Source organism: Pseudomonas sp. GW821-FHT09D08 (genome assembly GCF_059416305.1).
In genome coordinates, this window is the sequence record NZ_JBWKOX010000003.1 from 188,794 (window position 1) to 215,589 (window position 26,796).

Below are 26,796 nucleotides of genomic sequence, written 5' to 3' on the forward strand. Positions count from 1 at the left end.
CTTTCAAAACGGTGGCTTCAGCCGAGGGCGAAGTCCCGCAGCGAATCACCTTCCATGCGATAACGCACCCACTCCTCCTGCGGCTGCGCACCGATGGATTTGTAAAAGGCAATCGCCGGCTCGTTCCAGTCCAGCACGCTCCACTCGAAGCGCGCGCAACCGTTATCAAAGGCAATCTTCGCCAAATGACGCAACAGCTTCTTGCCCGCCCCGCCGCCACGCTGTTCCGGGTTGATGTACAGGTCTTCCAGATACAGGCAGTTGCTGCCCAGCCACGTGGAATAGCTGAAAAAGAACACCGCAAACCCAATCGGCAAACCATCCCGCGAGCAGATCAGGCCATGGGCCGTGGCGCCCTCGCTGAACAGGCTGCGCTGGATGTCCACCACGCTGGCGATCACTTCATGCCGGGCTTTCTCGTACTCGGCGAGTTCGGTGATGAAAGTCAGGATCTGCGCAGCATCGCTGGGCACGGCGGGGCGAATCTCGATGGTCATGGGCGAGCCTTGGCAATTTCAAAGCACACATACTAAGGCGCTTTGATGACTGATTGCAGTGCAATTTATGGGGAACCCGGCAGCCGACACACAAAATCTTACAGGTGCCACGGCACCGTTCGTCGCCACCCAGGCACGATCATCAAGGCACAACTGACCAATAGAGGGTAAGGACATCAATCATATGGAGACACCCTCATGAAGCATTCCAAGTTTGCCGCCCTCGCATTTGCTGGCCTGTTGTCTTCGGTTTCGCTGAGTGGTTTCGCTGCCACGTCGTCCACCGGTCCTACCAACCCGGATGCCACCACCGAATCGCAAAAATCCATGGGCACAGGCCTGGACACCAACGGCGGTGCGGTCATCGATAACACCAATGGGGCCGACCCGCATACCCAGGGTCACGACACCCAACGCCAGGCGCCAGCGGCCGTCGGCAACGGCAAAATGGGCCCTTCGGTGAATGAGCCGAAGATCAATAAAGGCGATGACTCGAACCTGCCGGGCGCGCCAAAACAGCCTGCGCCTTGATCCAGCGAACGATTGAAGACGAACACCCCATCATTTCCCAGTGAAGAGGTATGCATGAACGTCGATAGAAACCTTGAGAAAGAAGTCCTCACCCGCCTGCTGCATGCCCATCCGCAAGGCTTGGGCAAGGAGGTGCTGGACAACTACCGCGGCGAAAAAGAGGTTGCCAGTGTCTTGGCGTTTCTGCAGGACCGCGGGCTTATCAAGGATGGTCACGTGACCACCGACGACGCCGGTGAATATTCGTTGAACCTGCCGATCAAGCTGACCGCGTCTGGCGTGGACGAGGCGCGTAAGCTGGACGGCGAACGCACTCAGTAACCCATTTGTCTGGTCTGGCCCCGCTGTTGGGGCCAGAAGGAGTATTGCGATGCCTCGTGGAAGCAAAGCCAAATACACCCCCGAACAGAAGCGCCAGGCCGCGCGTATCGAAGAGAGTTACGCACATAAAGGCGTTCCCAAGGACGAAGCCGAAGCCCGGGCCTGGGCTACGGTGAACAAGCAGTCTGGCGGCGGTGAAAAAGCCGGCGGCTCCGGTCAGCGTAAAGCGCCGGCCAAGAAAGCCTCGGACCGGCATGAATCAGCCAGGCGCGCCGCCGCCAGCCGTGACGGCCACCCGCGCAGCAGCCGAGCCTCGCTGGGCACACAGACCAAGCAAAGCCTGCTCCAAGAAGCCCGGGCCAAAGATATTCCGGGGCGCTCGACCATGCGCAAGGAACAGTTGATCGACGCGCTGCACAAAGCGGGCTGAACACGGATCCAAGTGTGGAGGGGGCTGGTTCCCTCCACACTTGTGATTTGTGTTCATTCGGCGACTAATGCGTCGACCTCGGAGGTGCCGGGCGACGTAGCGGGCCCCCAGCGCGTGACCGCCAGCGCCGCCGCCGCATTCGCTCGACGGGCGGCGGCAACAGGTTTCAAACCCTGTGCCAACCCGGCAATAAATACCCCCGCATGTGCATCCCCGGCGCCATTGCTGTCGACCGCCTGTACCTTGAAGCCAGGCACATGCTCGATCTGACCCGCACGCCCCACCCAACAGCCATTCGGTCCGTCACGCACCACCAATAGCGTCTCGGCGCGCAGGTGCTGGCTGAGCGCCGGCAACGCGGCAGCGATGTCCGCCGCGCCGGTAAACGCCAAGGCTTCAGAACCATTGCTGGTCCAGATATCGATACGTGGCAATAGCGCACGCATCAAGGCCGAATCCGGCGCTTTGACCAGCGGCCCCGGATCGAACACCACCACGACTTCCCGGGGCAGTGCCAGCAGCCAGTCGATCAGCGCCTGGGCCTTGCCTTCCAGGAGCAGGCTGTAGCCACTGACATAGACGTAGTCGTCGACACGCGGTACGACGGTGGTCAAATCCTCCTGGCTGAGTTCACCCTCGACGCCGATATGGGAAATGAACGTGCGCTCGGTAGTGGCTTCGGTCAGGGACACGCACAAACCAGTGTCCTTTGCGCTGCTGGCTGCCAGGGCCATGTCAATGCCCTCTGACTGCATCGCCGCGCGGGCCAGGTCGCCGAAGCGGCCAGTGCCGTGACGGCCCAGATAGACCACCGGCAAGCCATTGCGCCGTGCCGCCGCCATCACATTGAAGCCCCCGCCGGCTTCGAAGCTGGCGGACTTGGCCAGCACGTCGCCGCCGGTCGCGGGCAAGGTGTCGAGGGCCATGACCAGGTCGACGATGACCTGGCCGGTGTGCAGCAATCTAGACATTAGGGCTCTCTACCAACGCCGGACGACGGTCAGCCGCGCCGCCCAGTACCGCATAAATCCCACCGGCAACCAGGAAGGTGACGATCCAGCCCAGGCCGTTGTGGCCCAGCCAGGAGTCGGACAACGGCCCGGCGAACCAGATGTTCTCGGCAGTGGTGCCGATGGTGGTGAAGCTGAAACCCAGCACGATGGCCACGGCCCAGGCGCCGAAGGCACGCCATTCCACACCGCCGCGATACCAGTAGGCGCTGCTCGGGCTCACGTCCAGCAGGTCCTTGGGGCTGTAGTAGTGACGATGGATCAGGTCGACCACGAAGATCCCCACCCACGCGGTGATCGGCACCGCCAGCAACGAGATGAAGGTGATGAACGGGCCGTAGAAACTGTCGGCGATCAGCATGAAGTAGATGGAACCGGCGAAGATCGCCACGATGTCGACGATCACCGCATGCACGCGCTTGACCTTCAGGCCGAGGGTCAAGGTGGTCAGGCCGGCCGAATACACCGACAGGTTGTTCGACAGCAACAGCCCGCCAAACGCGGTGATCAGGTACGGCACCGCCATCCAGGTGGGCAGCATGTCGCGGATCGCGATGATCGGGTCAGTGGCCGCGGCCAGGTCGTTGTTGCCGACCGACAGCAGGCCGCCGAGGGTAATCAGCAACACCAGCGGAATGCCCGCACCAAACGCCGCCGACGCGACCAGGCGCACGGCGGTGACGCTGCGGTGCTGGTAGCGCGACATATCGGCACCGGCGTTGGCCCAGCCGATACCGGTACCGGCGGCCATGGTACCGACGCCGATGATCATCGCGCTCAGGGGAGCCGGGGTGGCGTTGAACACCGCGCTCCAGTCGATGGTGGCGCAGAGGAAACCGCCCACCAGGATATTCAACGCGCCGAACACGTAGGTGGCCCACTTCTGGATCACCAGCAAGGTGGCGTGGCCGAGGCCCGAAACGGCCAAGGTCAGCAACACGAAAATGCCGATGAAGATCAGGGTGAGGACCGGTGCGCTTTTCGCTTCCACCGCAGAGCCGAACAGAATCGAACACAACGACAGCAACACGAAGGCAGCCGTGGTGGTGTTGACGGTTTCCCAGCCCAGGCGCGACATCAACGACACCAGCGTCGGGCCGATATTGCCGCGCACGCCGAAGATGGCGCGGGACAAGGTCAGGCTGGGGGCACGGCCGCGACGGCCGGCGATGGAGATGATGCCCACAACGGCGAACGAGCCCGCGGCGCCGAGGATCGCGACGATGATCGCCTGCCAGATGGCCAGGCCGCGAAACGCCACGAGGGTGGCGCCGAGGGGCAGGCCGAGGATGCTGATATTGGCGGCGAACCACACCCAGAACAGTTGCAGTGGATGGCCGTTGCACTCGCCCTCAGGGACCGGTTCGATACCGCGGGTTTCCAATTGCCCGGCGCTTTGGCCGGAAGAAGTGCTGCTCATGAGTGGTGCTCCTGGTGCCTGTATTGTTGTGGTTGTGGCGGATACGCGGTCTTCCTGACTCAGCGCAATGCGAGCAAGCCTTGAACCAGCGGCTGCAGATCGAGGCCGTTGACCTGCTTGACCTGTTCGATCATCGATTCGGGCCAGCACTGCAGGCCGAGGCAGGCACCGAGCATCGCGCCGAGCATCGCGGCAATCGTGTCGGTATCGCCACCCAGGCTGGCAGCCAGGCACAGGGCTTCGAACGCGTTCATGGCCCCCACCGCCACTTGCTGGGCGAGGGCAAACGACACCACCACCGACTCCTGGGAGGCGACGGAGGTGCCGATCAATTCATACAGCAGGTCGGCGAACAGGGCTGTGTCGCCGCTGCCGACGCTCAGGGTGCGCGCCCAACTGATACGGGTGGAGATGCGCCCGCCGGCAATCCAATGGCCATGGCCTTCCGCCTGTTGAGCCACCTGGGTGCCGATATTCAAGGCCTCACCCAAGTCCACACCGTTGATGCCTGCGGACACCACCGCCGCCACTGCCGCGGCGCTGGAGATGCCCAGGGTGGTGTTGTGGGTGACCTGGCAGGCCTGGATCACCGCCTGGATAAATCGCGCCGGGTCGCTGACATTGGCGGCGATCCCGACGGGAGTGATGCGCATGGCGGCGCCATTGGTGGTGCCGTAGCGCCCGGATTCTTCCGGGGTATGGCCGTTGAGGATCATGTCGATTGCACGCTTGGTCGACGGGCCGAGCAGATCCTGGGAGCCCTTGGCGCGCATCACCGCTTCCCAATCGATCAGGCGCCGGGCGAGCACGGCGGGGTCGATCTTGCCTTGGCCCTCGACCAGCAACTCACCCACCAGGATCGCTTGCTCGGTGTCATCGGTGATGGAGCCCGCCGGCATATTGGGCGCGATGGGTTGGTCGGCGTCGGCATCTTCCAGGCCGGTAATGGCACCGAAGCGCTGTTGCACTTGCTCACGGCTCAGGGATTGGGTGGGCATGCCCAGGGCATCGCCCAAGGCCAGGCCGTAGAAAGCGCCGAGGGCGCGGGTATTCGGGGTCATTTCGAAGATCCAAACTGCAGGTGCAGGCGAAAGTGCAGAGGGTCGAGCAGGCTTTCGACGTACTCCATGAAGCGCTCGCGGCGATCGTAGGTGGTGCGCGAGGCCTTGAGGAACACGGTACCGGCAGGTCGGCCAAGCAACTCGGCGTCTTCATCGCTGAGGGGCTCGGCGCCGATCCATTGGTCACCTTCGGCACCGACGTAACCGTAGGCTGCCAGGGTGATGGTCAGGGAATTATCGATCAGCCCAACGCGCGGCAAGCTTTCCAGACCACCAGACGCGGGCATCAGCGAGCGCTCAAGGGAAACGGCCGTGCCATCAGTCGTGCGGCGACGGCGGTCGAGGGCGATAAATTGGTCGGTGCCGAAGCGACTGAACAGATCGGCGCGCGTCACTGCTTCCAGGCGCAGAATATCGGTGGTCACCAAGGCCCCGGTGTCCGCCAGGGCCTGGGCCCAACCGCTGGTTTGATCCAGCGCGATGCCATCAAATGTGACGATGGAGCCCACGCCGCTCTGGGTCGCGATGTAATTGCGCCTTTTGAGTTCGGCGAGGGCTTCACGCAGCGTGCCCCGGCTGACCGCAAACTCTTCAGCCAGTTGATGCTCGCCCGGCAACAGGAAACCGTCGGCCATCACCCCTCCCTCGATACGGCGGATGAGCTCGTCGACGACGCGTTTTTTCTTATCAAATCGGACATGTCTAATCATGTACAAACTGATAACCGAAAGCGGCCATTTGCAGCAAGGGAATTATTTCAGGGAGATGAAAAAAACCGGCTTCACGGCTCCAGGCCAATACGGAAAAACTCGCCGCCGCTCCATACGCCAAGCCAGTTCTGACCATTGATCGGGCGGCTCACTGCCAACTCCACCAATTGGTAGAACACATTGCGATGCACCAGGGCTTCGAGGTTGGTACGCACCCGCAGATAGGGGGACGGTTCCTGGGTGACGGGGTCGATCACCACCCGCAGTGGATGCTCGATATCGGCTGCAACCTGTTCGTCGACGTTGGTGGTGAAGCGCAGCACCTGGCTTTCGCCCTGCCCTTCGACGTCGAGAGTAACCGCGACAAAGGGCGCATCATCGACGGTGATACCGACTTTTTCCACCGGGGTGATCAGGAAGTAATCATCGCCATCGCGGCGGATGATAGTAGAGAACAATTTGACCATCGGCTTACGCCCGATCGGCGTGCCCTGGTAGAACCAGGTGCCGTCACGGGCGATGCGCATGTCGATGTGGCCGCAGAAATCCGGGTTCCACAGATGCACCGGCGCCGGTCCCTTGCCCTTGGGCAACTGAGCCAACAGATCGTTGGCCTTGGCGGAATCGGTCATGGTGTTCTCCTTGGTGTTACTGATCGCCCATGCCCAGCAGGCCTCGGGCGTACTGCGCCAAGGGGCGGGCAATCAGGTCTTCTGGCTTGTTGTCGTGGAACGTCAGTAAACCGCCACGACTGCGAATACGTGCAGTATCAATCAAATACTGGGTGCTGGTCTCGATCAACATGATCTGGATTACCCCGTTGTCCAGGCCAAGCCGGTCCAGCGCCTCTTGATCAGCCCATTCGTCGGCGTTGCCGATACGGTCATCGGCCTTGGCGAAACGGCAGTACAGCAGGTAGTGGGCACCCGCCGCACGGGCCTCGGCCATCGCCTGCTCCAGGCCTTCCGGCTGACGAGCACGACGCACCATGGGGAAGTACTCGACGAAACCGTTGAAGGCTTCCTCCGCCACCACATTCGGCCGCGGGTAGGCGCTGCCGGGGGGTACGAACGCACCCTGGGCGATAAAGACAAAGGAATCCGGCTGTATGCGCACCGAGGCAGTCCGACGAGTGTCGCTGTGGTCCAGCAACCCGGCGTCGCTCATCTGATAACGGGTGCCTTCGGCCATATCGCTGACGGTCATGCAACCACTCAGCGTCAACGACACCAGCAACAAAACCAGACTACGCATCCTAATCCTCCAGAAGCCGGTGACGGAAAACCGGCGAATGGACACGAGATGCAGAATCCGCGCCATTTGGAAACAACGCAGAACTAAATGTGGGAGGGGGCTTGCGCCCTCCCACATTGGCTGATGTTTAATCTTGGGAAAGCATTATCCGCCGATGATCTTCATGACCGTCGCGCCGCCGGAGAAAGCCACTTCCTGCTTGTCTCCCAAGGCCTTCATCAGCAGGCCTTGCAGGGCCGGCAGCGCCTGGTGGCGAGGCTTGTCCAACAGGTCGCCGACATAGTGACGGTTGCTCGACGACAGGCAGCCATGCAGCCAGCCGGTCGACGACAACCGCAGCCGTGAACAGGTACGGCAGAACGGTACGCTTTCGTTGGCGATCACGCCGAAGAAGCCTTTGCCCGGCACCTCGTAGCGTACCGCCGTGGCATCCACGGGAGCGTTGGCTTGCAGGTATTCGTGGTGTTCGCCGATCAGGCCGAGCAGTTGTTGCAGGCTGACGAACTGCTGCAGGAATGCATTGGAGTCCTTGGCCAGGTGGCCCATGCGCATCAACTCGATAAAACGCAGCTCGTAGCCACGCTCCAGGCAGTAATCGAGCAGCGGCATCACCTGGTCGAGGTTCTGGCCGCGCAACGGCACCATGTTGACCTTGATCTTGATCCCGGCGGCACGCGCCTGGTCCATGCCATCGAGCACGGTCGCCAGGTCGCCGCCACGGGCGATGCTGCGAAAGGCATCGGCATCCAGGGTGTCGAGGGAAACATTGATACGCCGAATCCCCGCATCCACCAGCAGCGGCAGTTTGCGCGCCAGCAACTGGCCGTTGGTGGTCAGGCTGATGTCGCTGAGGCCCATGCCGCCCACCGCGCCCATGAAGGCTTCCAGCTTGGGGCTGACCAGCGGTTCGCCGCCGGTGATACGTAAGCGGTCGATGCCCGCCGCCTCGATCAGGTAGGCCACGCCACGGGCCATGGCCTCGGCCGAGAGTTCGTCCTGGGCAGCCACCAGCCGCTTGCCGTTCGGCACGCAGTAGGTACACGCGTAATTGCAGGCTGAGGTCAGGCTGATCCGCAAATTGCGAAAACGCCTGCCTTGACGATCAACGATCATGGATCACTCCGGCAGAGGATGATTCGGGCGCGCTAAAAACTGACTGACAAATCAGCTTTTAGCAAGATCCTTGCCTGAGTATATTCCTGGGTTACTGCGCCTGGCAGTAAATCATTACGTGGCCGGGGTTTCGACGGGGGCCGCTTCAACCAGTGCCGGCTCGGAGCTGTGCTTGCGCTTGTTGCCCATGCGCACACCGATATCCATCAGGAACTGGAAGAAACCTTCCTGGTCTTCCAGCACATTGCTCCAGAACGGCGAGTGGTACAGCGCCACGGCGCCGTGCACCAAGGCCCAGGCGGCGCAGTAGTGGAAGTACGGCGGTACGTCTTCAAGCTTGCCTTCGCTGATGCGGCCCTTGATCAGCAGGGTCAGGCGCTCGAAGTTCGAGGCGCGAATCTTGTGCAACTCCTCGACCATCTCCGGCACTTGATGGCCCTTGACCACCTTCTCTTCCAGGCGGTCGAACAGGCGGTAGCGCTGCGGGTCGCGCATGCGGAACTCGAAGTAGGCGCGGGACAGGGCCTCCTTGTCCTTGTCGACATCGGCCGAATGCAGCAGCTCGTTCAAGTCGCGCTCATAGTCGAGCATCAGGCGCAGGTAGATCTCGGCCTTGGACTTGAAGTGTTTGTAGATCGTGCCTTTGCCGATACCCACGGCATCCGCGATCATCTCGACGGTGACGCTGTCTTCGCCTTGTTCGAGGAACAACTTGAGTGCGGTGTCGAGAATTTCCTGCTCACGGCGGCGAAACTCACGGACCTTACGGGGTTCTTTGTGCATGAGGAAGAGGTCTGCAAAGGTCGGAATAGGGAGGGCTGCGCAGGGCCACGAATACATGGCGATACGATTTACCCAGTGCGAGGGATTATCCCGACTGAACGGTCGTTGGGCAACGTCTATGTGAACCCGCCCTGCACTTTACTTTCAAGGCGCCAACGTTTTCATGCCTATCAGTCAGAAATAATACGCAACAACTGCACCCGTGCACCCGCCCAATGAGAACTCAAGCGAAGCGCATGTATTCCAAATCTGTTTAAAAAACGATCAGTCGCGACTGGACTGAATCAGATACTGATCAATACTTGAACTGTCGGCGTGACATCTCCCCCAAGTGAAGCGCCGACCTGGGTACCGACGGACTGTGTGCCCTTGTTTTACTCCTAATGGTCTTAACCCGGATTCACCCCCCAGAACCCGGGTTTTTTTTGCCTGCGATTCAGTCCTGTCATGCAGCAACGTGGGCCAGCGGGAACAGGCGCTTGAAGTTCTCGGTGGTCTGCTCGGCAAAGCGCTCATAGGACTCACCGCGCAGCATCGCCAGGTAATCCGCCACATCCCGTACATATTCAGGCAGGTTCGGTTTGCCACGATGGGGAATCGGCGCCAGGTACGGCGAATCGGTTTCCACCAGCAGGCGGTCGGCTGGCACTTGGCGCGCCACGTCGCGCAGGGCATCGGCATTGCGGAAAGTGACAATGCCCGACAGGGAAATATAGAAGCCCAGGTCGAGTGCGGCCCTGGCCATGTCCCAATCCTCGGTAAAGCAATGCAACACGCCGGCCTGGGGCAACGCGGCTTCGCGCAGCAGGGCCAGGGTGTCGGCACGGGCACCACGGGTGTGGACGATCACCGGCTTGCCGGTTTGCCCGGCGGCCTGTAAGTGCAGGCGAAACGAGGCCTGCTGCAACTCGGCGGCTTCCGGCTCGTAATGGTAATCCAGGCCGGTTTCGCCAATGGCCACCACCCGCGGGTGATTGAGTTCGCCCAGCAGCCAGTCGAGGGCCGGGGCTTCGCCGGGCTTGAGGTCCAGCGGGTGGATACCCACCGAGCAATCCACATCGGCATAACGCTCGGCCAGGGCTTTGACGTCGGCAGCATTGTCGGCGCTGACGCCAATGCACAGGAAATGCCCTACCCCACGCTGGCGTGCAGCGTCGAGGGCAGCATCCAGGGAGCCGCCGTGCTGGGCGAGGTCAAGGCGATCAAGGTGGCAATGGGAATCTACAAGCATAGGAAATTACGACTTAGGTCACGGAAAGTGTCTGGCCAACGATACACCCGTCGGCCACGGAAATTAACGCCGGCCGAGCAAGCCAACCCACTGCACCAGCAGCGCTTCAAGCAACAGCACACGGTTGAGGTTGGCCTTGCCGAGCACCTTCTGGCGCTGGGCGAGGATCCAGTCCTGGATAGTCAGCACCTTGTCCTGGGCACTCTTCTGCGCGAGGTATTGCACCACCTTGCGCATGTCAGGCAGGCCCAGGCCGTTTTCGTCCTGGGTCAACTGGTAGCGCAGGATCAGGCTCGACCAATCACAGAACCAGTCGAACAGCAGCAGCAAGGGAATGTCCTTCCAGGCGCTTTCAGCCAACTGGGTGGCGGACAGCTCTTGCTTGAGCAGTTTTTTCACCCCGTCCACAACCAGGGCGCGCTGCTCACGCACACCTTGGGCTTGCAGCTTGACGGCCGCCAGCGGGGAACCGGCCGCCAGGGTCAGCAACTCGATCCGCTCCTCTGCGGAGCAATCCGGCAGCGCCTTCGCCAGCCATTGCAGGCTCATGGCTTCGCTGGGTAACGGGCAGGCCTGCTGTACGCACCGGCTGCGAATGGTCGGCAACAAGCGGCTGGACTGGTGGCTCACCAGCAACAGCACCGTGTCGCCGGAGGGTTCTTCCAGGCTCTTGAGCAAGGCATTGGCGGCGTTGATGTTCATCGCCTCCACCGGCTCGATCAGCACCACCTTGCGCCCGCCCATCTGCGCGGTCTGCACCACGAAGCTGACAAGGTCACGCACCTGGTCGACCTTGATCGCCTTGTCGGCTTCCTCGGGTTCGAGCAGGTAGTTGTCCGGGTGGCTGCCGGCCTTGAGCAACAGGCAGGATTTGCACGCGCCGCAGGCTTCAAGGTTGACCGGGCGCTGGCACAGCAGGCTGGCCATGAGTCGCTCAGCCAGATCGCGCTTACCAATCCCGGCCGGCCCGTGCAGCAAATAGGCGTGGGCGTGCTGGGCACGGCCGGCCAACTGCTGCCAGAGACCGTCCTGCCACGGGTAGGCTTCAGCCACGGGCGCGCTCCAACAGCTTGGGTAACAGGGCGTCGATGGCCTGCTGCACCTGCGTCAACGGCTGGGCCGCGTCCAGCAGGTGGTAGCGCGCCGGTTCAGCCTGGGCGCGCTTGAGAAACGCGCTGCGCACAGCATCGAAAAAACCCTGGCCTTCCAGTTCGAAACGGTCGAGACGCCCACGGGCGTTGGCGCGGGCCATGCCCACTGCCACCGGCAGGTCGAACAACAGGGTCAGGTCGGGACGTAAATCACCCTGCACAAAGGTTTCCAAGGTGGCGATACGCGCCAGGGACAACCCCCGGCCGCCGCCCTGGTAGGCATACGTGGAATCGGTAAAACGGTCGCAGATCACCACGGCACCGCGGGCCAGGGCCGGACGAATCACCTCGGCCAGGTGCTGGGCACGGGCAGCGAACACCAGCAGCAGCTCGGTGTCCGGGTTCATCTGTTCTTCGCCTGGGGCCAGCAACACGTCACGGATGCGCTCGGCCAGTGGCGTACCGCCGGGCTCACGGGTCAACACCACCTCGACACCTTCAGCGCGCAAGCGGCCGGCCAGGTAATCGCGGTTGGTGCTTTTGCCGGCGCCTTCGGGGCCTTCCAGGGTAATAAACAAGCCAGTCACAGGCAGTCCTTAGTCAGAGTCATTGCGGGCTTTGCGGCGCGGCGTCATCCGGCGCGGGCGCGGCGGGTGCATCAGCAGGCGGCGCCAGGTCTTCCGGCGGTTTTACCAGCGGTGCCGGGCTTGAGCGGTAATCGGCACGGCGCTTGAGCTGGAACTCACGCACAGCGGCATTATGCGCACCCAGGTCATCGGAGAAAATATGGCTGCCGTCGCCACGGGCGACGAAATACAAGCTGCTGCCCGGCACCGGGTTCAACGCGGCATGGATCGCCTCGCGACCGACCATGGCGATGGGTGTCGGCGGCAGGCCGGCAACCATGTAGGTGTTATAGGGGTTGGCGTCCTTGAGGTGCGCACGGGTCAACTTGCCGTTGTAGCGCTCGCCCAGGCCGTAGATCACGGTGGGGTCGGTCTGCAGCAGCATGCCGATCTTCAGGCGGCGTACGAACACACCGGCAATCTGCCCGCGCTCTTCCGGCACACCGGTCTCTTTCTCCACCAGGGAGGCCATGATCAAGGCTTGATAGGGGTCGGTATAGGGCACGTCGGCAGCACGCTTGCTCCACTCCTGGGCGAGGACATCATCCAGGCGGTTATAGGCTTTCTTCAGGAACTCGACATCGGTCATGCCGCGCACGAAGCGGTAGGTATCCGGGAAGAACCGACCTTCGGGGAACACGCCAGGATGGCCGAGCTTGTCCATCACTTCGCTGTCACTCAGGCCCGCCAGGGTCTGCACGATCTTTTCATGCTTGGCCAGGGCCGAACGCACCTGGCGGAAATTCCAGCCCTCCACCAGCGTCAGGCTGTATTGCACCACCTCGCCGTGCTGCCACAGGCCGATCAGGCCTTCGGCGGTCATGCCCGGGGTCATGCGGTATTCACCGCTGTGCAGCGGTTGGCCGTCCAGGTTGAAACGCCAATACAGGCGCAACCAGAACGCGCCGTCGAGCACGCCATCCGCCTCCAGACGATTGAAGGTGCCGGTGGGGGTAGCCCCTGCCGGCACATCGAGCAATTGCTCCTGGGTCAGATTCAACGGCTGCTTCAAGGCAGCGTCATATTTCCACGCGGAAAACCCCAACAGCAAAGCCGCCGAGAACAGACCGATCAGCAGCAGTACAACCAGTTTTCGTATCAACTCAAATATCCAATAGCGCGCGAACAATGCCCTGCAGTTTACGGGTGAGCGGCCCAACCGACCAGCTCATCGCGGCGTATCCACGCACCGGCCAAATGCCATAAACGCTGTTGCATACAAAGACTTCATCGGCCTCCCGCAAGTGCTCGAGGCTGATGTCAGCCACGGCCACCGGGATGCCCAGGGCGCTCGCCTGAGCCAGAATCTCGGCGCGCATGACGCCTGCAACGCCGCAACGATTCAGATCGGCGGTTAGTAACAAGCCATTACTTACCAGGAACAGGTTGCTGAATACGCCTTCGATGACACGCCCGGACACATCCAGCATCAACCCTTCGGCATGTTCGGCATCCTGCCATTCCGCACGGGCGATCACCTGCTCGAGGCGATTGAGGTGCTTGAGACCGGCCAGCAGCGGCTGCTCGGCCAGGCGGGTGGCGCACGCAAACAGACGAACACCGTCGGTTCCATGGGCCTTGGGATAGGTAGCAGGCGGATTGCCCTGCAAGATACGACGCACCGGGGCCTCGGGGTTGATGCCATAACCGCGCAGGCTGTCGCCACGGGTGAGGATCAGCTTGAGGACACCGTCGCCGAGAGCGGCGGCATAGGCCTGCACTTCGCTGCGGACCAACGTCTGATCCACAACGAAAGCGAGGCGCCTGCAGCCCTCATCCAGGCGCTGCAGGTGACGGTCAAGCAGCACGGGCTGCCCGGCCTTGACGGCGATGGTCTCGAACAGGCCATCACCGTACGCCAGGCCGCGATCTTTCAGGGGCACGCTGTCCGCTGGCTGACCGTCGACCCAGCTGTACATCACTCGGCGAACCGGCGGAACACCAGGGAACCGTTGGTGCCACCGAAGCCGAACGAGTTGGAGATCGCAACGTCGATCGGCATCTGTTGCGGCTCATGCGGCACGAAGTTCAGGTCGCAGCCTTCATCCGGCTCATCGAGGTTGATGGTCGGCGGAGCGACCTGGTCCTTGATGGCCATCACGCTGAAGATCGCCTCGACCGCGCCCGCCGCACCCAAGAGGTGGCCGGTCATGGACTTGGTGGAGCTGACCGCCAGCTTGTAGGCGTGCTCGCCGAATACCGACTTGATGGCTTCGGCTTCCGCCAGGTCGCCCGTCGGGGTCGAGGTGCCATGGGCGTTGATGTACTGCACCTGGTCTGCATTGACCCTGGCATCGCGCAAGGCATTGGTGATGCACCTTGCAGCGCCGGCACCGTCGGACGGTGGCGAGGTCATGTGATAGGCGTCGCCGCTCATGCCAAAACCGATCAACTCGGCATAGATCGTTGCACCACGCGCCTTGGCGTGCTCCAACTCTTCGAGTACCAGGGCACCGGCGCCGTCGGACAGTACAAAGCCGTCACGGCCCTTGTCCCACGGACGGCTGGCACGGGTCGGCTCGTCATTGCGGGTCGACAGGGCACGGGAGGCGCCAAAACCGCCCATTCCCAGGCCGCAGGCCGCCATCTCAGCACCACCGGCGATCATCACGTCGGCTTCGTCATAGGCGATGTTACGCGCCGCCATGCCGATGCAGTGGGTACCCGTGGTGCACGCGGTAGCAATCGCGTAGTTAGGCCCCTGCGCCCCCAAGTGGATGGACAGGAACCCGGAAATCATATTGATGATCGAGCCAGGCACGAAGAACGGTGAAATTCGACGAGGGCCGGAATCATGCAGCGTGCGGCTGGTTTCTTCGATATTGGTCAAACCGCCAATACCCGAACCCATGGCCACGCCGATGCGCTCACGGTTGGCGTCGGTCACTTCCAGGCCAGCGTTACGCACTGCCTGGAAACCGGCTGCCAGGCCGTATTGAATGAACAGGTCGAGCTTGCGGGACTCTTTGATCGAGAGATATTCCTCGACATTGAACCCCTTTACCGAGCCGCCAAAACGGGTGGAATAGGCAGAAAGGTCCGTGTGTTCGATCAGACCAATACCACTGCGGCCAGCCAGAATGCCCTGCCAACTGCTCGGCACATCCGTACCCAGTGGCGACAACATACCCATACCGGTGACTACGACGCGTCTACGCGACACAGCACTCTCCTTTTTCTAATGACGACACTTTGCTTCAGAGCTTACTTTTCATCAGCGCTAAAGAAAAAACCGCACGCCGTTACAGCAGTGCGGTTTTTCCCTAACAGCAGGCGACGACTACAAACTATTACGCCTGGTGGTTCGTAACGTAGTCGATAGCAGCTTGAACAGTAGTGATTTTTTCAGCTTCTTCGTCCGGGATTTCGGTCTCGAATTCCTCTTCCAGAGCCATCACCAGCTCAACGGTGTCAAGGGAATCGGCACCCAGGTCTTCTACGAAGGAAGCAGTGTTGACCACTTCTTCTTCTTTGACGCCCAGTTGCTCGGCAACGATTTTCTTGACGCGCTCTTCGATGGTGCTCATACCTTGTTTAACTCCTAATGGACAAATTCAGGCAGCTGGCCAGTGGGTAAGTGTATAGAAAGGCTTTTCAGCTTTTCAACTGAAAGCTTCACCCTGTACCCGGTTTGCCACCTGCCTATAAATTAAGTTGCAGCTTTATAACGGATTTTAGACAGCTCGTATGACATTTTTTTGAAGCGATCCGTCACAATTTAGCTCATGTACATCCCGCCGTTCACCGGGATTGTAGCCCCAGTCACGTATGCCGCACCGTCGGATGCCAGGAAAGCGACCACATTCGCGATCTCTTGGGCCTGGCCCAGACGGCCCAGCGGAATCTGCGTCAGCAAGCCTTCACGCTGTGCTTCCGGCAGTTCGCGGGTCATATCGGTGTCGATGAACCCTGGGGCCACCGAGTTGACCGTAATCGACCGCGAACCGACTTCACGCGCCAGTGCACGGCTGAAACCTTCCAGGCCGGCCTTGGCGGCTGCATAGTTTACTTGGCCTGCGTTGCCCATGGCACCCACTACGGAGCCAATATTGATAATTCGCCCCCAACGGGCCTTGGTCATGCCGCGCAAAACACCCTTGGACAGGCGAAACAGACTGTTCAGGTTGGTATCGACCACGTCGTACCATTCGTCGTCTTTCATGCGCATCATCAGGTTGTCGCGGGTGATACCGGCGTTGTTCACCAGAATCGCAGGCGCGCCGAACTGGGCGGTGATCTCGGCCAGTACGGCAGCCACGGACTCATCGCTGGTTACGTTCAGCTCAAGGCCGGTGCCTTGAACGCCGTGTTCCTTCAGGGTCGCGGCGATACGCTCGGCGCCCGAGGCGGAAGTGGCGGTGCCGATCACGACGGCGCCCTGACGGCCCAGTTCCAGGGCGATGGCCTGGCCAATGCCACGGCTCGCGCCGGTAACCAGTGCAACTTTACCTTGCAGACTCATGCAGGCTTCTCCTAAGTTCGGGGATCAGGCCAGCGCCGCACGAGCGGCAGCGAAGGCATCCGGGGTATTGAGGTTGGCAGTCGACACGCCGTCGGCGCAGCGCTTGTTCAGGCCAGCCAGGACTTTGCCCGGGCCGCACTCGACCAGCTCGGTGGCGCCGTTGGCGGCCAGGGTCTGGACCGACTCGACCCAGCGCACAGGCTTGTAGAGTTGCTCCAGCAGGTCGCGCTTGAGGGTGTCGAGGTCGGCGGCCACGGCTGCGCTGACGTTCTGCACCAGCGGGATCTGTGGCGCCTGCCAGTTGATGGCAGCGATGGACTCGGCAAAGCGCTCGGCAGCCGGGCGCATCAGCTCGCAGTGCGACGGCACGCTCACCGGCAACGGCAATGCACGCTTGGCACCACGCGCCTTGCAGCCTTCGATGGCACGCTCGACGGCCGCCCTGGCACCGGCGATCACCACCTGGCCTGGGGAGTTGAAGTTTACCGCGCTGACCACTTCACCCTGGGCCGCTTCGGCGCAGGCTTCGATCACGACGGCATCGTCCAGCCCCAGGATAGCGGCCATGCCGCCCTGCCCGGCCGGAACGGCTTCCTGCATCAGCTGGCCACGACGCTCGACCAGCTTGACCGCTTCAGCAAGGGTCAGGCTGCCCGCCGCCACCAGGGCGCTGTATTCGCCCAGGCTATGACCGGCCACGAAAGCCGGACGCGCACCGCCTTCGGCCAACCACAAGCGCCACAGGGCGATCGAAGCGGTCAGGATGGCTGGCTGGGTTTTATCGGTTTGATTGAGCTGCTCTTCCGGCCCTTGTTGGGTCAGCGCCCACAGGTCGTAACCCAGGGCGTCGGAAGCTTCCTTGAACGTGTCCAGGATCAGCGGGTATTGCGCGCCCAGCTCGGCCAACATGCCGAGGGACTGCGAACCCTGCCCTGGAAAGACGAATGCGAGGGATGTAGACATGTAACAAGCCCCTAATGATCTGGTCGTCGGAAATGGCCGCTCCTCGGTGGGAGCGCACGAAACTGACAGATTGGATGGTCAATTGAACTGGCCGGTCACATTTAAGCATTCCCCGGCCGATTCGCCTAAGGCAACAGGTCCTCGAGACGGCCGTGCAAGCGGTGCGGCAGGTTTTCCTGGATCTCGATCACCGCGCGCGCAATCGCACTCTGGAAGCCCTCTACCCCGGCCGAACCGTGGCTTTTCACCACGATGCCCTGCAACCCCAGGAAGCTTGCACCATTATGCCGCGCCGGGGCCAGGTCGGCCTGCAGGCGACGCATCAACGGCAGCGCCAGGGCGCCCACCAGGCGCGATACCAGGTTACGCCTGAACAAGGCCTCGATACGCGAGGCGATCATGGTCGCCAGGCCTTCGCTGGACTTGAGCAGGATATTGCCGACAAACCCGTCGCACACCACCACATCCGCCTCGCCCCGGTACAACCCATCACCCTCGACAAAGCCGATGTAGTTCAGGCCTCGCGCACCTTGCAGCAAGGTGGCGGCAAGCTTGACCTGCTGGTTGCCCTTGATGTCTTCGGTGCCGATATTCAGCAAGGCCACCCGCGGCCGGGCCACGCCCAGCGCTTCGGCGGCCACCGAGCCCATCACGGCAAACTGGAACAGGTGCTCGGCACTGCAATCGACGTTCGCCCCCAGGTCCAGCAACTGGCAATAGCCCTTCTGCGTCGGAATCGCCGCCACCATTGCCGGTCGATCAATGCCCGGCAGCGTCTTGAGCACATGCCGCGACAACGCCATCAACGCCCCAGTGTTGCCGGCGCTGACACAGGCTTGCACCTTGCCATCACGCAGCAGCTCCAAGGCCACCCGCATCGAAGAGTCAGGCTTGCCACGCAGGGCCGTCGCCGGCTTCTCATCCATGGTGATGGTTTCGCTGGCTGGCGTAATCGTCAGGCGCGCGCGATCCACCGCCGGATGGCTGGCAATCAATTCTTCAAGGAGGGAGGGTTGACCGACGAGGGTCAGGTGCAGCGAGGGCGTGGCAGACAGGCTGGCAATGCAGGCCTGAACAATGCTGCGGGGACCGAAGTCCCCGCCCATTGCGTCAATCGCGATGACTTGAGCAGACAAGTGATTACTCGTCAGCGCCCTTGTCGATCACTTTACGGCCACGGTATACGCCTTCTGGCGATACGTGGTGACGCAGGTGAATTTCACCGGTGGTTTTTTCTACAGACAGAGTGCTTGCCGTCAGGGCATCGTGGGAACGACGCATGTCACGGGCAGAGCGGGATTTTTTGTTCTGCTGAACAGCCATAATTGATTAACTCCTAAACGTTTGGGTCACGCTTTAACTGCGCCAATACACTGAACGGGTTGGACCGCGTTACCTCGTCCTCGCTCGGTTCGGACTCGTCATCGAGACCCGCCGGCTGCTGGCATTCTTCCGGATGATGAGCAGGCACAATGGGCAAGGCGAGCAGAAGCTCCTCCTCGATCAGTGCATGCAGATCCAAAGGATCTTCGCCCAGTTCCAGCACGTCATAACCTTTCGGCAACGACTGGGTATTCGCACCCTCCTTTACCACAGCATAACTGCACTCGCTGTGAATCGGCAGGGTGACCAGCTCAAGACAACGCTGGCAAACCATTTTGACCTCGGTGTCGATAAAACTGTGAATTACCACAGATTTACGTTCATCTCGTTCAAAAACGAATTTGGCCTGCACCGTACCGACAGTGTCGGAAAGCGGGTCGCAGAGTCTCTCCAAATCGGCCAGCAGCAACTCACCTTGAAGGGAAGTGCCACGATCAGCCAATTTGCGCGGGTCAACGTGAGGTGGAATCGGGTCATTCAACATAGGCGCAGCATTATAGGGATGCCCCCAGCCATGTCAAAGGAAATTCAGCCCTGTGCGTCGGCCGGTCGCCCCGCTAGAATCGGCGGCTGCCTTGAGGATACGTATATGCTGCCTTTATTACTCGCTTCCAGCTCGGTTTATCGCCGGGAATTACTCAGCCGCCTGCACCTGCCATTCATCTGCAGCTCGCCGGATATCGACGAAAGCCATGCTGCAAACGAGTCCGCCACAGACCTGGTCAAGCGCCTGGCCGAACAGAAAGCCCGCGCCCTTGCCGCCAGCCACCCCGGCCACCTGATCATCGGCTCAGACCAGGTCGCCGCGCTGGAAGGCCGCATCATCGGCAAGCCTCACACGTTCGAAAATGCGCGCGAGCAGTTATTGGCCGCCAGCGGCAAGCGTGTCAGCTTCCTCACCGGCCTGGCCCTCCTTAACAGCGAGACCGGGCGCTGCCAGGTCGACTGCGTGCCTTTCACTGTGCACATGCGCGAGCTGGATGCAGCGCGCATCGAGCGCTACCTGCGGATCGAGCAGCCGTATGACTGCGCAGGCAGCTTCAAGGCGGAAGGGCTGGGCGTGAGCTTGTTCCAAAGCACCGAAGGGCCGGACGCGACCAGCCTGGTCGGCTTACCGCTGATTCGTTTGGTGGACATGCTGCTCAGCGAAGGCGTGCAAATCCCTTAAGAACACTGCTAAACCAAATATGGGAAGGGAGGGCTTACCCCCGATAGCAGTGTGTCAGCCAACCTTGGATTGATTGATCCGCCGCTATCGGGGGCAAGCCCCCTCCCACATTTTGATCTACGACAGACTTGAGATATTAACGCAGTGCCGGACCCTGGAAGCCCATGTACAGCGCCAGCTTCTCAGCCACGCTGGCGCCGAGCTTCTTGGAGAAACGATCAAACGGCGATTCTTCAACGGTGAAGTCCACCAGTTCTTTCTCGCCGACCACATCCCGCGCTACCGAACTGGCACTGCCCAAACCATCGATCAGCCCCAGCGGCAATGCTTGCTCCCCCGACCACACCAACCCGGAGAACAGCTCCGGATGGTCTTTGTCCTTCAGGCGATCCCCACGCCCCTGTTTCACGCTGGCGATGAACTGGCGATGGGTGGTATCGAGCACTCCCTGCCAGAACTGGGTTTCATCGGCCTTTTGCGGCTGGAACGGATCAAGGAACGACTTGTGCTCGCCCGAGTTGTAGGTACGACGCTCAACCCCCAGCTTTTCCATGGCACCGACAAAGCCGTAGCCGGCTGCCGTCACACCAATGGAGCCGACAAGACTGGCCTTGTCGGCGTAGATCTGGTCGGCGGCACTGGCAATGTAATACGCGCCCGAGGCCCCCAGATCGGAAATCACCGCGTACAGCTTGATATCCGGGTGCAGGCCGCGCAGGCGGCGAATCTCGTCATACACATAACCCGATTGCACCGGGCTGCCGCCTGGGCTGTTGATGCGCAGGATCACGCCCTTGACCTTGGGGTCTTCAAACGCGGCACGCAGGCTGCTGACGATATTGTCAGCGCTGGCAGGCTCCTTGTCGGCGATCACTCCCCGCACTTCGATCAACGCGGTGTAGTTGGCGCCACGGGTCGCGTTTTTTTCCATGTCCATCAGCGGACTGAATAGCGCCAGCATCAGCAACAGGTAAGTGAAGGTCAGCAGCTTGAAGAAAATCCCCCAGCGCCGTGCACGGCGCTGCTCCTGGACGCTGGCCAGCAGCGTCTTCTCCAGCAGTTTCCAGCTCTTGTCGTCACCGCTTTCAGCCTTTTCAGGCGCTTTCCACTCGTCACTCATGCCATCAACCCCAGCAAAGACTTATTGGGCCCGACCGAGCCAGGCCTGCAATTCAGAAAAATGATCAATCGTGACCCTCGGCTCGTATTGCTGCAACGCCTCGGCGGACTGGGCGCCATAGCTGACTGCCACGCTGTCCATGCCGGCGTTGCGCGCCATCATCAGGTCGAAGGAAGCATCCCCTACCATCAGCGCCTCACGCGGCGACACGCCGCAATGGGCAAGGATCTGCTCCAGCATCAGAGGGTGAGGTTTGCTGGCGGTTTCATCTGCGGCACGGGTGATGTCGAAATAATCCTCCCAGCCATGGGCGCTGAGCACCCGGTCCAGCCCGCGGCGGGCCTTGCCGGTGGCGACGGCCAGGTGATAGCCCCCGGCGCGAAAAGCCTCCAGCGACTGCGCCACACCCTCGAACAACGGCGAAGGTGTGGCCTCCAGCGCAATGTAGTGATCCGCGTAATGCTCGCGGAACGTCACCAGTTCAGCGTCGCTGATCTCGGGGTACAAGGTGCGGATCGCCTCAGGCAAGCCCAGGCCGATAATGCCTTTGACCGCCAGGTCAGTGCACACGTCGAAGCCCGAGCGGCTCGAAGCTGCGTGCATCGACTCGACAATCCGACCGATGGAGTTACACAGGGTGCCGTCCCAATCGAAAATCAGCAGCTTGTAGTCAAGGTGCGACACTCAAACGCTCCACGGTCTTGGCCCACATCTCATCCACCGGCGCCTGCAGCTTCAGCTCGCCGCCGTCAGGCAGCGGCACGGTGAGCATGTAGGCGTGCAGGAACAGGCGCTTGCCGCCCAGGTCACGGATTTCCCTGGAAAAATCCTCGTCGCCATACTTGGTATCGCCAGCGATGCAATGGCCTGCATGCAGGGTGTGCACACGAATCTGGTGGGTGCGCCCCGTCACCGGCTTGGCCTCGACCATGGTGGCAAAATCACCGAAACGACGCAGCACCTTGAACAGGGTCAGGGCTTCTTTGCCCTCCTCGTCCACTTCGACCATGCGCTCGCCGGAGCGCAGGTTGCTCTTCTGCAACGGCGCGCGGACGCTCTTGATCGAGCTGGCCCAGTTGCCGCGCACCAGCGCCATATAGCGCTTGTCCACGCCATCGCCGCGCAGGGCGGTGTGCAGGTGGCGCAACATGCTGCGTTTCTTGGCGATCATCAACAGGCCGGAGGTGTCGCGGTCCAGGCGGTGGACCAGCTCCAGCTCCTTGCAATCCGGGCGCAGCTGACGGAAGGCTTCGATCACGCCGAAATTCAGGCCGCTGCCACCGTGAACCGCAATGCCGCAGGGCTTGTTGATCACGATCAGCTTGTTGTCTTCGAAGACAATCGATGCCTCAAGGCGCTGCAACAGGCCCTGGGCCAATGGCACGGGCTCATCGCGTTCAGGCACGCGCACGGGCGGCACACGGACAATATCGCCCGCCTGCAACTTGTACTCAGGCTTGATGCGGCCCTTGTTCACGCGCACTTCGCCTTTGCGCAAGATGCGGTAGATCAAGGTCTTGGGCACACCCTTGAGCCTGGCCAGGAGAAAATTATCGATGCGTTGGCCGGCATATTCCGGCGAGACCTCGAGCAGCTGGACGCTGGGGGTCTGGGGGGCGGTAGTCGTCATGGCGGCGATGATAACAATTTTTTATGGAATTGAAGCACTTAATCATTGCTGCTATAGTCGCGAACGCCGCCAAAAGCGGCCTGGGCAGAGGACTAGCGGCAAACTGCCGGCCCTGACCATCGCAATTCATCAGGACGCGAGGCCGTCCTACGGGGCTTTCGCCACCCTGGAAGGCTCGAGATTGTAACAAGCGCAGGTGACATGAGGCCTGAAGCGAGTGCAGAAAGCAGAGTGAATACTCGCGTTCTGCGCCGATATTTACGGCCAGTTCACAAAGTGCAGTCAGTCTTGAGCCGGACCACGGCGAATGCTTCGGAAACAACGCCTGTTAAGAGCTGAGTGTGAGCGCAGTCGCCCACATTCAGTCTTGTTTAGCCATGAGCGTGGACTCCCCATTGGAGAACACGGTAAATGCCAACCCGCTGCGGATTCTGCGCGCGGCAGCACCCGAATTATCAGGGATACGTGTAGGGTGGAGATGCACAACCGTCGGACCGTGTAGCACTAGGCTTATATTTAGACGCTTCATCTCGTCCACAGTCGCCGGTTGATTCCTCCTCCTGACCTTAGCTTTTGTTGAAGTGGTGCCTTTGTCACCACCGCTAACAAGCAGGACGCGTCCGTCGCGATACCGGCCCAATTGGCCGATTTTGCTGGACACTGGAGTGGCCAACCACTCTTGACGCACCTGACACCGACCGTGAGAAGTCGTGTGTGCCGAACGCCGTTTCCGGCAGCCCGGAAACCGACGGTACAACATGAAAAGAATGCTGATTAACGCAACTCAACCCGAAGAGTTGCGTGTTGCACTGGTAGATGGCCAACGCCTCTACGACCTGGACATCGAATCCGGTGCACGCGAGCAAAAGAAGGCCAACATCTATAAAGGCCGTATTACTCGCATCGAACCAAGCCTTGAGGCTGCCTTTGTCGATTTCGGCTCCGAGCGCCACGGCTTCCTGCCCCTCAAAGAAATTTCCCGCGAATACTTCAAGAAATCCCCCGAAGGCCGCGTAAACATCAAGGACGTCCTGAGCGAAGGCCAGGAAGTCATCGTTCAGGTCGAAAAAGAAGAACGTGGCAACAAGGGCGCCGCCCTGACCACCTTCATCAGCCTGGCCGGCCGTTACCTCGTGCTGATGCCGAACAACCCGCGTGCCGGCGGCATCTCCCGTCGCATCGAAGGCGAAGAGCGCAACGAACTGCGTGAAGCGCTGAACGGCCTGATCGCACCGGCCGACATGGGCCTGATCGTGCGCACTGCCGGCCTGGGCCGCAGCAGCGAAGAAATGCAGTGGGACCTCGACTACCTGCTGCAACTGTGGACCGCCATCAAAGAGGCCTCCCTGGATCGTTCCGCGCCGTTCCTGATCTACCAGGAAAGCAACGTGATCATCCGCGCCATCCGCGATTACCTGCGCCAGGACATCGGCGAAGTGCTGATCGACAGCGTCGAAGCCCAGGACGAAGCCCTGACCTTCATCCGCCAGGTGATGCCGCAGTACGCCAGCAAGATCAAGCTGTACGAAGACAGCGTGCCGCTGTTCAACCGTTTCCAGATCGAAAGCCAGATCGAGACCGCTTTCCAGCGTGTGGTCGAGCTGCCTTCCGGCGGCTCCATCGTGATCGACCCGACCGAAGCCCTGGTGTCCATCGACATCAACTCGGCGCGCGCCACGAAGGGTAGCGACATCGAAGAAACCGCCCTGCAGACCAACCTGGAAGCGGCTGAAGAAATCGCCCGCCAGTTGCGCCTGCGCGACATCGGCGGCCTGATCGTGATCGACTTCATCGACATGACCCCCGCCAAGAACCAGCGCGCCGTGGAAGAGAAAGTCCGCGAATGCCTGGAAGCCGACCGAGCCCGCGTACAGGTCGGCCGTATCTCGCGCTTCGGCCTGCTGGAAATGTCCCGTCAGCGCCTGCGTCCATCCCTGGGCGAGAGCAGCGGCATCGTCTGCCCGCGTTGCAACGGCACCGGCATCATCCGTGACGTTGAATCGCTGTCCCTGGCGATCCTGCGCCTGATCGAAGAAGAAGCCCTGAAAGACCGCACCGCCGAAGTCCGCGCGCAAGTGCCGATCCCGGTCGCAGCCTTCCTGCTCAACGAAAAACGCAACTCGATCACCAAGATCGAACTGCGCACCCGTGCTCGTATCGTGATCCTGCCGAACGATCACCTCGAGACGCCGCACTTCGAAGTACAGCGCCTGCGTGACGACAGCCCGGAAGCCCACAGCGGCCAGTCCAGCTACGAAATCGCTGCCGCCGCCGCCGAAGTGGAAGAAGTCCAGCCAGCCGCCGCGACCCGCACCCTGGTGCGCCAGGAAGCCGCCGTGAAAACCGCGCCAGCCCGTGCCAACGCACCGGTGCCGGTTGAAGCCGCTGCCCCGGTTGCCGCACCGGCCGCCCTGCCTGAGCCGAGCCTGTTCAAGGGCCTGGTGAAGTCGCTGGTCAGCCTGTTCGCCACCAAGGAAGAGCCTGCGGCACCGGTCGTGGTTGAAAAACCTGCGACCGAACGCCCTGCACGCAACGAAGAGCGTCGCAACGGTCGCCAGCAGAGCCGTAACCGCAACGGTCGCCGTGACGAAGAGCGCAAGCCGCGTGAAGAACGTGCGCCTCGCGAAGAACGCGCACCACGTGAAGAGCGTGCACCTCGCGAAGCGCGTGAAGAAACCCCGGTCGTAGCCCGTGAAGAACGTGCACCGCGCGAAGAGCGCGCACCACGTACCCCGCGCGCTCCGCGTGAAGATCGCAAGCCGCGTGGCGAGCGTGAAGAACGTGTGCGTGAACTGCGCGAGCCATTGGATGCCGCCCCTGCCGTTGCAGGTGTTGCAGCCGCTGCCGCTGAAGAGCGCCCAGCTCGCCAGCCGCGTGAAGAGCGTGCACCACGTGAAGAGCGCCAGCCGCGCCCACCGCGTGAAGAGCGTCAACCACGTGCCGAGCAAGCCGCTGCCCCCAGCGAAGAAGAAGTGCAGGCCGGCGAAGAGCAATTGCAGGAAGACGGCCAGGACAACGCCGAAGGCGATCGTCCACGCCGCCGCTCCCGTGGCCAGCGTCGTCGCAGCAACCGCCGTGAGCGTCAGCGTGATGCCAATGGCAATGTGATCGAGGGCTCGGAAGAGGCCGGCGAGAACGCAGAAGGCGCCGCCCACGAACCGACCGGTGCCGAACTGGCTGCCGGCCTGGCCGTTACCGCAGCGGTTGCCAGCTCGGTGATCAGCGCACCTGCTGAAGCCCAGGCTCACGAACAGGCTGAACGCGCGACTGCCGCTGTCGAAGAAACCGTTGCCGTTGAAGCGCCAGTTGCCGAGACCCCAGCGGTTGAAGCACCGGTCGTTGAAGCAACTACCCCTGTCGAAGCCCCAGTGGTTCCGGAAGTGGAAGTGGCACCGACCCGCGACGCCCAGCCAGAAACCGAAGTGGTCGCAGTTGAAGCCGCTCCGGTGGTTGAGCCTCAGCCAGTAGTTGAAGCCGCCGCTGAAGCCCCGGCTGTCGAAGAAGCTGCCCCGGCAGTGCGTGAAGTTCGCGAAGAACAGACCGCCTTCCAGTGGACTGCCGAACCTGCCGCCCCGGTTGAAGCACCAGCGCCTGCACCGGTGGTAGAAGAAGCGCCTGCGCCGGTTGCCGAAGTAGTGGTTGCCGAGCCTGCGCCAGCTGTCGAGGCTGCGCCAGTGGTTGTTGAGGCCCCGGTGGTTGCCGAAGCACCCGTGGTAGAAGCCGCACCAGCCAGCGCCCTGACCGAAAACGGCCGTGCGCCGAACGACCCACGTGAAGTGCGTCGTCGTCGCAAGGAAGCTGAGGCAGCTGCCGCCGCCGCTGCTGCCGCTCCAGCCGTAGTCGAAGCTGTCGAGGCGCCAGCCCCGGTTGCTGAAACCGTGGTTGAGCACACCGCTGCTGAAGCAGGGGTAGAGCACAAGGCCCTGGAAGAAGAACACGAGCCTAAACCCCTCGCCTGATTCCATCAGCCACTAAAAAGCCCCGCCTGAGTG

The 26,796-nt window shown here is 61.6% G+C and carries 29 protein-coding genes; 5 read left to right on the top strand and 24 right to left on the bottom strand.

Annotated features, from left to right (window positions below; translation table 11 throughout):
- Positions 1-17 precede the first annotated feature (17 nt).
- A complete protein-coding gene (locus tag AC07OP_RS06990; RefSeq protein ID WP_115489007.1) occupies positions 18-497 on the bottom strand; it encodes a GNAT family N-acetyltransferase in 480 nt (159 codons plus the stop codon).
- Positions 498-695: 198 nt separating this feature from the next.
- Here AC07OP_RS06990 and AC07OP_RS06995 point away from each other — a divergent pair, with 198 nt between their 5' ends.
- Genes AC07OP_RS06995 through AC07OP_RS07005 form a run of 3 tightly spaced genes read left to right on the top strand, consistent with a single transcriptional unit; the run spans position 696 to position 1,779 of the window.
- Positions 696-1,028 (top strand): hypothetical protein, encoded by a 333-nt coding sequence (locus tag AC07OP_RS06995; protein ID WP_027607823.1) that lies wholly within the window; start codon positions 696-698, stop codon positions 1,026-1,028.
- 54 nt (positions 1,029-1,082) lie between these two features.
- A complete protein-coding gene (locus tag AC07OP_RS07000) occupies positions 1,083-1,349 on the top strand; it encodes a hypothetical protein (protein WP_092490122.1) in 267 nt (88 codons plus the stop codon).
- A gap of 49 nt (positions 1,350-1,398) precedes the next feature.
- Positions 1,399-1,779 carry a termination factor Rho gene (locus AC07OP_RS07005; protein ID WP_495100597.1) on the top strand — a complete coding sequence of 127 codons (381 nt, stop codon included), beginning with the start codon at positions 1,399-1,401 and terminating at the stop codon, positions 1,777-1,779.
- Between the two features lie 53 nt (positions 1,780-1,832).
- Here AC07OP_RS07005 and AC07OP_RS07010 read toward each other — a convergent pair whose 3' ends face one another.
- The 20 genes from AC07OP_RS07010 to AC07OP_RS07105 form a co-directional block, all read right to left on the bottom strand.
- Entirely contained in the window at positions 1,833-2,750 is a 918-nt protein-coding gene (locus AC07OP_RS07010) for a PfkB family carbohydrate kinase (RefSeq protein WP_495100596.1), read from the bottom strand.
- On the bottom strand, positions 2,743-4,209 hold the full coding sequence (locus AC07OP_RS07015; RefSeq protein WP_065939052.1) for a purine-cytosine permease family protein: 1,467 nt from the start codon (positions 4,207-4,209) through the stop codon (positions 2,743-2,745). The genes AC07OP_RS07010 and AC07OP_RS07015 overlap by 8 nt, the downstream gene beginning before the upstream one ends.
- Before the next feature lie 59 nt (positions 4,210-4,268).
- The gene (locus AC07OP_RS07020) at positions 4,269-5,270 is read right to left on the bottom strand and encodes an ADP-ribosylglycohydrolase family protein (RefSeq protein ID WP_115489004.1); all 1,002 of its coding nucleotides are present in this window, start codon (positions 5,268-5,270) and stop codon (positions 4,269-4,271) included.
- A complete protein-coding gene (locus AC07OP_RS07025; RefSeq protein WP_115489003.1) occupies positions 5,267-5,980 on the bottom strand; it encodes a GntR family transcriptional regulator in 714 nt (237 codons plus the stop codon). The genes AC07OP_RS07020 and AC07OP_RS07025 overlap by 4 nt, the downstream gene beginning before the upstream one ends.
- A 71-nt stretch (positions 5,981-6,051) precedes the next feature.
- Positions 6,052-6,612, bottom strand: coding sequence for a DUF1285 domain-containing protein (locus tag AC07OP_RS07030; RefSeq protein ID WP_495100595.1), 561 nt, complete (start codon positions 6,610-6,612; stop codon positions 6,052-6,054).
- Positions 6,613-6,628: 16 nt separating this feature from the next.
- Complete coding sequence (locus AC07OP_RS07035; protein ID WP_495100594.1) at positions 6,629-7,234, bottom strand: DUF4823 domain-containing protein; 606 nt, start codon at positions 7,232-7,234, stop codon at positions 6,629-6,631.
- 144 nt (positions 7,235-7,378) lie between these two features.
- Positions 7,379-8,347 carry a GTP 3',8-cyclase MoaA gene (locus AC07OP_RS07040; protein ID WP_027607815.1) on the bottom strand — a complete coding sequence of 323 codons (969 nt, stop codon included), beginning with the start codon at positions 8,345-8,347 and terminating at the stop codon, positions 7,379-7,381.
- Between the two features lie 114 nt (positions 8,348-8,461).
- The gene (locus tag AC07OP_RS07045) at positions 8,462-9,130 is read right to left on the bottom strand and encodes a TetR/AcrR family transcriptional regulator (RefSeq protein ID WP_027607814.1); all 669 of its coding nucleotides are present in this window, start codon (positions 9,128-9,130) and stop codon (positions 8,462-8,464) included.
- A 445-nt stretch (positions 9,131-9,575) separates the two neighbouring features.
- A complete protein-coding gene (locus AC07OP_RS07050) occupies positions 9,576-10,361 on the bottom strand; it encodes a TatD family hydrolase (RefSeq protein WP_065939055.1) in 786 nt (261 codons plus the stop codon).
- A 63-nt stretch (positions 10,362-10,424) separates the two neighbouring features.
- A complete protein-coding gene (locus AC07OP_RS07055) occupies positions 10,425-11,414 on the bottom strand; it encodes a DNA polymerase III subunit delta' (RefSeq protein ID WP_495100593.1) in 990 nt (329 codons plus the stop codon).
- Positions 11,407-12,039, bottom strand: a complete 633-nt coding sequence (gene tmk / locus AC07OP_RS07060; protein ID WP_495100592.1) for a dTMP kinase — start codon at positions 12,037-12,039, stop codon at positions 11,407-11,409. The genes AC07OP_RS07055 and tmk overlap by 8 nt, the downstream gene beginning before the upstream one ends.
- Positions 12,040-12,058: 19 nt before the next feature.
- Positions 12,059-13,180, bottom strand: coding sequence for an endolytic transglycosylase MltG (gene mltG, locus AC07OP_RS07065; RefSeq protein ID WP_495100591.1), 1,122 nt, complete (start codon positions 13,178-13,180; stop codon positions 12,059-12,061).
- Position 13,181: 1 nt separating this feature from the next.
- A complete protein-coding gene (pabC, locus tag AC07OP_RS07070; RefSeq protein WP_495100590.1) occupies positions 13,182-13,997 on the bottom strand; it encodes an aminodeoxychorismate lyase in 816 nt (271 codons plus the stop codon).
- The gene (gene fabF / locus AC07OP_RS07075) at positions 13,997-15,241 is read right to left on the bottom strand and encodes a beta-ketoacyl-ACP synthase II (protein WP_065939059.1); all 1,245 of its coding nucleotides are present in this window, start codon (positions 15,239-15,241) and stop codon (positions 13,997-13,999) included. Before fabF ends, pabC begins: the two co-directional genes overlap by 1 nt.
- A gap of 127 nt (positions 15,242-15,368) precedes the next feature.
- Positions 15,369-15,605: an acyl carrier protein gene (gene acpP, locus AC07OP_RS07080; protein WP_003442511.1), complete on the bottom strand. Its 237-nt coding sequence runs from the start codon at positions 15,603-15,605 to the stop codon at positions 15,369-15,371.
- A gap of 191 nt (positions 15,606-15,796) precedes the next feature.
- Positions 15,797-16,540, bottom strand: coding sequence for a 3-oxoacyl-ACP reductase FabG (gene fabG, locus AC07OP_RS07085; protein ID WP_115488997.1), 744 nt, complete (start codon positions 16,538-16,540; stop codon positions 15,797-15,799).
- A 24-nt stretch (positions 16,541-16,564) separates the two neighbouring features.
- Positions 16,565-17,503 (bottom strand): ACP S-malonyltransferase, encoded by a 939-nt coding sequence (gene fabD, locus AC07OP_RS07090; RefSeq protein WP_495100589.1) that lies wholly within the window; start codon positions 17,501-17,503, stop codon positions 16,565-16,567.
- Between the two features lie 125 nt (positions 17,504-17,628).
- Positions 17,629-18,639, bottom strand: a complete 1,011-nt coding sequence (gene plsX, locus AC07OP_RS07095) for a phosphate acyltransferase PlsX (protein ID WP_495100588.1) — start codon at positions 18,637-18,639, stop codon at positions 17,629-17,631.
- A 4-nt stretch (positions 18,640-18,643) separates the two neighbouring features.
- A complete protein-coding gene (gene rpmF / locus AC07OP_RS07100) occupies positions 18,644-18,826 on the bottom strand; it encodes a 50S ribosomal protein L32 (protein ID WP_008152339.1) in 183 nt (60 codons plus the stop codon).
- A gap of 13 nt (positions 18,827-18,839) precedes the next feature.
- Entirely contained in the window at positions 18,840-19,370 is a 531-nt protein-coding gene (locus tag AC07OP_RS07105) for a YceD family protein (RefSeq protein ID WP_027607804.1), read from the bottom strand.
- A gap of 105 nt (positions 19,371-19,475) precedes the next feature.
- Between AC07OP_RS07105 and AC07OP_RS07110 the strand changes: the two genes are divergently transcribed.
- Positions 19,476-20,054 (top strand): Maf family protein, encoded by a 579-nt coding sequence (locus AC07OP_RS07110; protein WP_027607803.1) that lies wholly within the window; start codon positions 19,476-19,478, stop codon positions 20,052-20,054.
- Between the two features lie 136 nt (positions 20,055-20,190).
- On the opposite strand, the gene AC07OP_RS07115 is transcribed toward AC07OP_RS07110, so the two are convergent.
- From AC07OP_RS07115 to rluC, 3 genes are read right to left on the bottom strand one after another with little or no spacing between them, the layout of a single operon-like run.
- Positions 20,191-21,174 (bottom strand): S49 family peptidase, encoded by a 984-nt coding sequence (locus AC07OP_RS07115; RefSeq protein WP_092359488.1) that lies wholly within the window; start codon positions 21,172-21,174, stop codon positions 20,191-20,193.
- Between the two features lie 21 nt (positions 21,175-21,195).
- Positions 21,196-21,858 carry an HAD-IA family hydrolase gene (locus tag AC07OP_RS07120; RefSeq protein WP_495100587.1) on the bottom strand — a complete coding sequence of 221 codons (663 nt, stop codon included), beginning with the start codon at positions 21,856-21,858 and terminating at the stop codon, positions 21,196-21,198.
- The gene (rluC, locus tag AC07OP_RS07125) at positions 21,845-22,804 is read right to left on the bottom strand and encodes a 23S rRNA pseudouridine(955/2504/2580) synthase RluC (protein WP_027607800.1); all 960 of its coding nucleotides are present in this window, start codon (positions 22,802-22,804) and stop codon (positions 21,845-21,847) included. The genes AC07OP_RS07120 and rluC overlap by 14 nt, the downstream gene beginning before the upstream one ends.
- 767 nt (positions 22,805-23,571) lie before the next feature.
- Here rluC and rne point away from each other — a divergent pair.
- On the top strand, positions 23,572-26,763 hold the full coding sequence (gene rne / locus AC07OP_RS07130) for a ribonuclease E (RefSeq protein WP_495100586.1): 3,192 nt from the start codon (positions 23,572-23,574) through the stop codon (positions 26,761-26,763).
- Positions 26,764-26,796 lie beyond the last annotated feature (33 nt).

What these genes read in the sequence shown, in the direction of transcription:
- AC07OP_RS06990 (WP_115489007.1), bottom strand. Translation starts at nt 497, where the DNA reads ATGACCATCGAGATTCGCCCCGCCGTGCCCAGCGATGCTGCGCAGATC.
- AC07OP_RS06995 (WP_027607823.1), top strand. Translation starts at nt 696, where the DNA reads ATGAAGCATTCCAAGTTTGCCGCCCTCGCATTTGCTGGCCTGTTGTCT.
- AC07OP_RS07000 (WP_092490122.1), top strand. Translation starts at nt 1,083, where the DNA reads ATGAACGTCGATAGAAACCTTGAGAAAGAAGTCCTCACCCGCCTGCTG.
- AC07OP_RS07005 (WP_495100597.1), top strand. Translation starts at nt 1,399, where the DNA reads ATGCCTCGTGGAAGCAAAGCCAAATACACCCCCGAACAGAAGCGCCAG.
- AC07OP_RS07010 (WP_495100596.1), bottom strand. Translation starts at nt 2,750, where the DNA reads ATGTCTAGATTGCTGCACACCGGCCAGGTCATCGTCGACCTGGTCATG.
- AC07OP_RS07015 (WP_065939052.1), bottom strand. Translation starts at nt 4,209, where the DNA reads ATGAGCAGCACTTCTTCCGGCCAAAGCGCCGGGCAATTGGAAACCCGC.
- AC07OP_RS07020 (WP_115489004.1), bottom strand. Translation starts at nt 5,270, where the DNA reads ATGACCCCGAATACCCGCGCCCTCGGCGCTTTCTACGGCCTGGCCTTG.
- AC07OP_RS07025 (WP_115489003.1), bottom strand. Translation starts at nt 5,980, where the DNA reads ATGATTAGACATGTCCGATTTGATAAGAAAAAACGCGTCGTCGACGAG.
- AC07OP_RS07030 (WP_495100595.1), bottom strand. Translation starts at nt 6,612, where the DNA reads ATGACCGATTCCGCCAAGGCCAACGATCTGTTGGCTCAGTTGCCCAAG.
- AC07OP_RS07035 (WP_495100594.1), bottom strand. Translation starts at nt 7,234, where the DNA reads ATGCGTAGTCTGGTTTTGTTGCTGGTGTCGTTGACGCTGAGTGGTTGC.
- AC07OP_RS07040 (WP_027607815.1), bottom strand. Translation starts at nt 8,347, where the DNA reads ATGATCGTTGATCGTCAAGGCAGGCGTTTTCGCAATTTGCGGATCAGC.
- AC07OP_RS07045 (WP_027607814.1), bottom strand. Translation starts at nt 9,130, where the DNA reads ATGCACAAAGAACCCCGTAAGGTCCGTGAGTTTCGCCGCCGTGAGCAG.
- AC07OP_RS07050 (WP_065939055.1), bottom strand. Translation starts at nt 10,361, where the DNA reads ATGCTTGTAGATTCCCATTGCCACCTTGATCGCCTTGACCTCGCCCAG.
- pabC (WP_495100590.1), bottom strand. Translation starts at nt 13,997, where the DNA reads ATGTACAGCTGGGTCGACGGTCAGCCAGCGGACAGCGTGCCCCTGAAA.
- acpP (WP_003442511.1), bottom strand. Translation starts at nt 15,605, where the DNA reads ATGAGCACCATCGAAGAGCGCGTCAAGAAAATCGTTGCCGAGCAACTG.
- fabG (WP_115488997.1), bottom strand. Translation starts at nt 16,540, where the DNA reads ATGAGTCTGCAAGGTAAAGTTGCACTGGTTACCGGCGCGAGCCGTGGC.
- fabD (WP_495100589.1), bottom strand. Translation starts at nt 17,503, where the DNA reads ATGTCTACATCCCTCGCATTCGTCTTTCCAGGGCAGGGTTCGCAGTCC.
- rpmF (WP_008152339.1), bottom strand. Translation starts at nt 18,826, where the DNA reads ATGGCTGTTCAGCAGAACAAAAAATCCCGCTCTGCCCGTGACATGCGT.
- AC07OP_RS07105 (WP_027607804.1), bottom strand. Translation starts at nt 19,370, where the DNA reads ATGTTGAATGACCCGATTCCACCTCACGTTGACCCGCGCAAATTGGCT.
- AC07OP_RS07110 (WP_027607803.1), top strand. Translation starts at nt 19,476, where the DNA reads ATGCTGCCTTTATTACTCGCTTCCAGCTCGGTTTATCGCCGGGAATTA.
- AC07OP_RS07115 (WP_092359488.1), bottom strand. Translation starts at nt 21,174, where the DNA reads ATGAGTGACGAGTGGAAAGCGCCTGAAAAGGCTGAAAGCGGTGACGAC.
- rluC (WP_027607800.1), bottom strand. Translation starts at nt 22,804, where the DNA reads ATGACGACTACCGCCCCCCAGACCCCCAGCGTCCAGCTGCTCGAGGTC.
- rne (WP_495100586.1), top strand. Translation starts at nt 23,572, where the DNA reads ATGCTGATTAACGCAACTCAACCCGAAGAGTTGCGTGTTGCACTGGTA.